Genomic DNA, 5,248 nt, shown 5'->3' on the forward strand with positions numbered 1-5,248 from the left:
CGTGGAATTTAACGAAGAAGTGGGCGCATTGAGGCCCTCCCTTCGGGCGAGTTGACTGACGCCGTGCTCTTTGTTGTTCCTTTTTGATGGAGATGACTACACCTGCAAAGAAACGCCGCGATCACGACACCAGTCAATCTCGCTGAATCCTGCATCTTCAGGTTGTTTGGGTATAAAATATATTTAACAAGTGAGAGTGAATCATCCATGTATGAAGACTCTCTCGAAACCACCTGGTTTCAGTCAGCAAGCGCGGTTGTGGCGAATCATAAAGCCAAAGGCTTAAGCATATAAACGAGATCTATATTGCCAATGGTTATAAGATATAAATTCGACAATTATTGGATAAATAAGAGTCGTGATTAACAATGATATTTATATTTAGGTTAATTTAATTAACCAAAATAGAACATATCATTCAATCCTTTGATTCTTTGTTTTCTATTTCATTAAGGATTTTAATTAGGATGATTTTAATTAAATGTGAACTTGGTTTTGCTTCTTTTAAACGAAAGTTATCTTTTTCTAAATACGGGATCTCGTCGTGTAAAACTTACAAAAATCAGTGTGATCTAAGTCATGTTTATCTGCTGACTCTGATTCAGGCATTGGTCTAGCTTTAAGGGGAGTGATTCAGATCACTAAAAGCGAAAAGTGGCAGCTAACTAGTGACAGCTAACTATAAGAAAAATAAAACAATGATGCTCTGAACATTAACCAGCTCAGATTCAGTGACCTAGGGGATTAGCCGATGAACAAACTCAATGCGGTCTTTTGTGCCGTCGCCTTTGCATCTTTACTCAGTGCCTGTCAGTCAACCAGTGAGCCAAGACAGGTTGCTTCTGAAACCAATGCACCCGCCCAAGAAAACCAGAACACACTAAAGATCTACGAAGCATCAAAAGCAGACTACGAGCGTTGGCTGGCTAAGATGGAGGAAAGCAAGTCACTGAGGCTTTACGACGATGACTTGGTCGATGATCTGTTCGATGCATGGGATGAAGCAGTGGATGTTTACGAAGACTTCGCATCAAACCCAGCGAAAGCAACAGAAGACTATTCTATCTTCTCTGATGGGACATATGCTGAAATCTTCGACAAACGCCTGTCAAAAGTTGATGGGCTCTTCGACCAATTGCAAACACTCAAAACGACTGCAGATTCATTGCTGGCTGAATCGATCGCTGAGATGGCTTATCTCGGAGAGATAGGCGCAGACGAGTTGTATGCATCACGCTATAACCGCTTGGCTTCTGATTACAGGAAGTTATTCGCTTATGTTGCGGATAACGACATTGATGATGCGCAGGTCAAGCAAGTCGTGTTCCTTGAAAATGCCAAGAAATTAGAAATTGCCGTTGTTCTAAAAAACCACGTTGAGCCACTGAAAAATCAGATCACCTTGCTTCGCCGTGAAGGGTTTAAGTCGGTAGCGCCTATCAGTTTTACTAAGTCAGAGGCTTCGCTAGAACAAGCGGTAGCGAGCGTTAATGCGAATCCCCGGGACATAAATGCCATCAATGCCGCTGTGGCTGCCGTTCAATTTGAAATTGACCACGTGAAGCATATCGGTCAGGAGGTAAAGCGGTTTAGAAATGTTGATGATGGCAAGTTTGAACCACTGATCCTTGAACTGGAAAACCGATTGCATGCGATTGCGCAAGCGCTGGAAGGGTTAGATCTTCGCAATCAACCTATGCAGCAACAAGCCCTGGTGCTGGAAGAAAAGGCCCAGATGTTAAATACCGCTCTCACGTCGAAGCCCGACGTCGATCCTCAACTCGCGAAGCTGATGAGTGAACTGGATAAGGTGCAGTCAGATTTATCGATGTCGCAACAGGAAAAAGCATCGCTAACGGCACAAGTGACGACACTGGAAGAGCAAAACACCAAAAACGAAGGGCTGATTGATGACCTCAAGATGGTGATTGATACCATCAAGCCAAAGGGAGATAGCAGTGTGACTGAAGTCAGTGCGGAACCCAGTGACGGGCTTTAGACTCCAATTAATCGAATAAAGAAAAGAGCGCTTTACGCGCTCTTTTTCATTGATTGCGGTTTAAGCCACCAAGTAATAATGATTATTGGCTTTCTTGGCAATGAGGCCACCAAGCATCATTTGCTCAAACAAAGCGTCTACATCATCGGTTGAAAGCAGGAAATGTTTACCAACGGCTTTCTTAGAGCAAGTGATCACGCCATCTTGCACCGCTTTTTTCACTTTATCTTCAAGTGACAGTGCTTCTTCTGCGGAAGCAGCATCCGCTGTGAAAGGCTCATCTAAAGCGGGTTTATGTTCCAGATAGCCAATCGGCTTGCTAACGTCTTCTGGCGTGATATCAATTTCAGTGTGGTGTTGATAGAAGCGTCGGAAACGCAACTCTTCACCAATCACACCGACAAAGAAAGCCGCAAACAGATCTAGCAAAATCGAAAGGAATACGACAAGACCGAATTGCGCAGCTTGCTGAGAAACGCTGAATGCATCGGCCAGGCTGTCAATCAAACCAATCGCAGAGCCTTGCGTTACAGGCGGCAACGAATCGCGTTCAGTTGCCAACTTGATTTGCTCTTCACGAAGCTTGTTGTTTTGCTGCTGAATACGGGTAACGCCAGTCGCGATGCGTTCCATTTCAATGTACTTTTCAGCGGCGAGGTTATTGAGCTCAATTTGTTTTTCGATGGCCGCGATTTGTCTGTCGTAGGCTGCGACTTTTGCTTCCTGAATGGAGATAACACCCTGCGCCTTATTGGTTGCACTGTTGATGCCGCCAATACTCCCGCCAATAGAAATGGCAGCCAGCACTAAATAGAAGACCAACGCAGTGATTGCACCTGTGTAGTTTTTGTGTGCACGACGCTCTCCAAATTCGTACCAAGCGTAGAATTTTCCCGCTTCGAAAATGATCGCCAGAGTACCAAACAACACCTTCATCATGGTGTTGTCATCAATGGAAAGGAATAGCAGCAGCGAAAAGACCGTAGAGGTAACAACAGCGGCACCGGTGAAGGTGTACACGCTGATCATGGCAAACGGCCCTTTAGGGTAACGATAACCCAACATGTTTTTGTAATGCATAAATGTGTCATTGATCACGGTACGAGGGCGGGGAGCATACCGCAATGATCATGAGGGTTCCGCAACTGTGGCACGTTAAGATGTTCAAGTGCCTGCTAATGCATCAAATTGCTAGAGAAGTGAGCGGGTTAGTAGCTCTTGTCCGAATCCATCGCCCATAAATGTGCAGCGACCAAAGCGCGATAAGGAGAAAAAGCAGCAAGCCATTGTTGGGTTTCTTTCTCCGTTGGCTTTTCTTCCAACCCTAATAACTGTTGAAGGCTTCTGCGGACGGCGACATCGCCATGAAGTGAACCATCCAACCAGCCGAATCCACGCAACAGGGTATAGCTGACTGTCCAAGGCCCCACGCCTTTGACGGCAAGAAGCTGTTTGCCGATCTCTTCGGGGTCTGCATCTAACGACAGAGACAGGCTACCGTCTACCAAGGCTTGTGCGATACGTTGAATGGTTGTGGCTTTACTGTTTGAGTATCCGCAGCTTCGGTATGTTTCAATCTCTGTTCTTGCCAGAATTGTTTCGTCGGGCAAACACCATATGCCGCTGCTGTGTTGCTTCCCGGTTGCCTGAATCAGTCTGCGTCGAATTGAGACTGCGGCTTCAACGCTGATGAGCTGCCCCGTGATCGCCCAGGTAATGGCTTCAAAAGGCGTGACAGTTTGTGGAATTCTGAGCCCTGCAGAATGATTTAATAGGCGGGAAATATCGCAGTGAGCTTTGTATTCTGATTCAAAGTCTTCTGTGGCTTGCTTTAGTCCGAGCATATGTTGAAGAAGTCTATTGAGATCGTCCTCTGTCATTAGGCACGTTTCTGCGTCCGATTGAATATCCAGTCTGGCTGAATCTGCAGATAAAGAAAGGTGAAGTAGGGTAGGAACGCCTTCTAAGGTGATGCCTTTTATCACTTCATTGCCTTCGACTTTTTCGGCAAGCTCAGTTTTGTCTCTTCTATGGAAAGTCAGAAAATCGTGATGACGAAAATTTTCAGGGAGTGACGTTGTCACTGAAAGAGGAGCGTGGCTCATGTTTTCTAACTCCATATAAGAAGAAGGACCTGTAAACTTGCGGAAAGCGCTGACAATCAAGACTAAGCGTTCATTCGATGGAACACGACAAATAACGCCTTAACGCACTATAACTGAATATTTTCACTTTCATTTATTCAATTAGGATCACAGTCGCGTGACTGTTCTCTTAGTCTGCAATAGGGTTATGCGGAGATGTACCTGCGTTCTGGTCGACCGACGCTACCGTAGTTAACTTGTGCTTCTAGCTCTTGGGTGCTGACCATGTATTCGAGGTAGCGTCTTGCCGTGGTGCGGCTCGCGCCGATCATGGCACCAACTTCTTCTGCATTGAGGGATTCTTCTGAATCAGAAAACACGGTGCGGATTTTATCGAGAGTGATGCCATCAATCCCTTTTGGAAGACGCTGATTGGAATTGGAAATTTCTTGTGGCGCTGCACCGGCACTTACCGCACGTTGAGGTAATAAGGTATCGACGTCGGTTTGAACCAAATCATCCATGGCATGCAATTTTTCAAGATGCGCGGCGTATTGATGAATGGCATCTTGCAGGCGTTCAAACACCAGCGGTTTAAGTATGTAATGAAATACGCCACTTCTCAGTGCTTCGCGCAAGGTATCAACTTCTTTGGCTGCTGTGATAAGAATGACATCGGTTTCGCTGTTGTTTGCCCGTAATTTGCGGAGAAGCTCGAGGCCTGTTCCATTAGGGAAGTGGTTATCAAGAAGCAGTAGTTCGGGTTTGAATACATCCACCAAATCTTCCGCGTCTTCAAGCGTATGAGCGATGCCGACAAGCTCGACGCCATCGATACGTTCAAGAAAGCGTTTTTGAATCTCTGCGATTTGAACGTCATCTTCTGCGATAACGACGCGGATGTTTTGTGCCATAGGTACTGCTGACTCCTTGCTTAGTCTCTGTTGATAGTTTAGCTCTGATTTTCAAAGGATTTAAGGGTATACCCAAACGACCTGAAGATGCAGGATTCAGCGAGATTGACTGGTGTTGTGATCGCGGCGTCCCTTTGCTGGTGTAGTCACCTCCATCAAAAAGGGACAACAAAGAGCACGGCGCCAGTCAACTCGCCCGAAGGGAGGTCATCAATGCGCCCACTTCTTCGTTAAATTCCACGGAAATAGAA

4 protein-coding genes are annotated in these 5,248 nt (G+C 45.8%); 1 reads left to right on the plus strand and 3 read right to left on the minus strand.

Annotated elements, in window-relative coordinates; translation table 11 throughout:
- Positions 1 to 751: 751 nt before the first annotated feature.
- Positions 752 to 1,999 carry a hypothetical protein gene (locus tag RN22_RS20100; RefSeq protein WP_046307140.1) on the plus strand — a complete coding sequence of 416 codons (1,248 nt, stop codon included), beginning with the start codon at positions 752 to 754 and terminating at the stop codon, positions 1,997 to 1,999.
- A 60-nt stretch (positions 2,000 to 2,059) separates the two neighbouring features.
- Here RN22_RS20100 and RN22_RS20105 read toward each other — a convergent pair whose 3' ends face one another.
- The 3 genes from RN22_RS20105 to RN22_RS20115 form a co-directional block, all read right to left on the minus strand.
- Positions 2,060 to 3,079: a hypothetical protein gene (locus RN22_RS20105; protein ID WP_046307142.1), complete on the minus strand. Its 1,020-nt coding sequence runs from the start codon at positions 3,077 to 3,079 to the stop codon at positions 2,060 to 2,062.
- A gap of 128 nt (positions 3,080 to 3,207) precedes the next feature.
- Positions 3,208 to 4,104: a DNA-3-methyladenine glycosylase gene (locus RN22_RS20110; RefSeq protein ID WP_046307146.1), complete on the minus strand. Its 897-nt coding sequence runs from the start codon at positions 4,102 to 4,104 to the stop codon at positions 3,208 to 3,210.
- Between the two features lie 185 nt (positions 4,105 to 4,289).
- Positions 4,290 to 4,997 (minus strand): response regulator, encoded by a 708-nt coding sequence (locus RN22_RS20115; protein WP_046307143.1) that lies wholly within the window; start codon positions 4,995 to 4,997, stop codon positions 4,290 to 4,292.
- Positions 4,998 to 5,248 lie beyond the last annotated feature (251 nt).

The organism is Grimontia sp. AD028, from assembly GCF_000973155.1.
GTDB lineage: Bacteria > Pseudomonadota > Gammaproteobacteria > Enterobacterales > Vibrionaceae > Enterovibrio > Enterovibrio indicus.

Bases quoted from the DNA above. Each gene is read 5' to 3' on its own strand.
- RN22_RS20100 (WP_046307140.1), top strand. From the start codon at position 752: ATGAACAAACTCAATGCGGTCTTTTGTGCCGTCGCCTTTGCATCTTTA.
- RN22_RS20105 (WP_046307142.1), bottom strand. From the start codon at position 3,079: ATGCATTACAAAAACATGTTGGGTTATCGTTACCCTAAAGGGCCGTTT.
- RN22_RS20110 (WP_046307146.1), bottom strand. From the start codon at position 4,104: ATGAGCCACGCTCCTCTTTCAGTGACAACGTCACTCCCTGAAAATTTT.
- RN22_RS20115 (WP_046307143.1), bottom strand. From the start codon at position 4,997: ATGGCACAAAACATCCGCGTCGTTATCGCAGAAGATGACGTTCAAATC.